General features: G+C 69.6%; 1 protein-coding gene. It reads right to left on the reverse strand.

Translation table 11 applies throughout. The features are described 5' to 3' along the window. Positions 1-974: IS256 family transposase (locus ABD979_RS19955; RefSeq protein WP_345509306.1), on the reverse strand; the 974-nt coding region annotated here is incomplete at its 3' end. Between the last annotated feature and the right edge of the window lie 54 nt (positions 975-1,028).

Raw genomic sequence — 1,028 nt, forward strand, 5'->3', positions numbered from 1 at the left:
CGGGTGAAGGACAGCAGGTCCTCGCGGGCGCGGTCGAGGTGCTCGAACACGGCGGGGAGCTTGTCCTGGACGTAGTCGAGCAGCCGATCGAACTGGGCGGCCACGGCGGCCGCGTCGGGCTGGTCATAGACGCTGTGCAGCATGGCCTTGACCGCCGGCCACATGCTCTTCGGGGTCACACCCATCAGGTTGAAGGCGTAGTGGGTGCGGCAGCGTTGCCACGCGGCGCCGGGCAGGTTGGCGGCGATCGCCTCACGCAGGCCGGCGTGCGCGTCGGAGGTCACGAGCCGGACCCCGGCGAGGCCGCGGGCCACCAGATCGGCGAAGAACTCGTTCCACGCGGCACCGGTTTCCGCGGTGGCCACGCGCATGCCGAGCACTTCGCGGTGTCCGTCGCCGTTGACGCCGGTCGCGAGCAGCACCACGGCGCCCACAACACGGCCGCCTTCGCGGACCTTCATCGTGAGCGCGTCGGCGGTGACGAACGTGAACGGGCCGGCCGGGCCGAGGGGTCGGTGGCGGAAGTCCTCGACGAGCTGGTCCAGGTCGGCGGCCATCCGCGACACCTGGGACTTGCTCAGCGAGTCGATCCCGAGGGTCTTGACGAGCTTGTCCATCCGGCGGGTGCTGACGCCGGCGAGGTAGCAGTCGGCCACGACGGTGATCAGCGCGGACTCAGCCCGCTTGCGGCGCTCGAGGAGCCACTCAGGAAAGTAGGTGCCCTTGCGCAGCTTCGGGATCGCGACGTCGACGGTCCCGACCCGAGTGTCCAGGTCGCGGTGTCGGTAGCCGTTGCGCTGGCTCGTGCGTCCGGGAGTCGGTCGGCCCCACTCGGCGCCCACAACGGCGTCGGCATCCGCGGACAGCAGCGCGTTGATGATCGACTGCAGCAGCGCCCGCATCAGATCCGGGCTGGCCTCGGCGAGTGCGTCGCTGAGCAGGCCGGCAGGGTCGACAATATGAGGTGCGGTCATCGTGATGACTCCATTCGAGAGTGCTGTGGAAGGTTCACTCGAAGGATCACGCGG

It is taken from the genome of Terrabacter aeriphilus (assembly GCF_039542985.1).
Classification (GTDB): Bacteria; Actinomycetota; Actinomycetes; order Actinomycetales; family Dermatophilaceae; genus Terrabacter; species Terrabacter aeriphilus.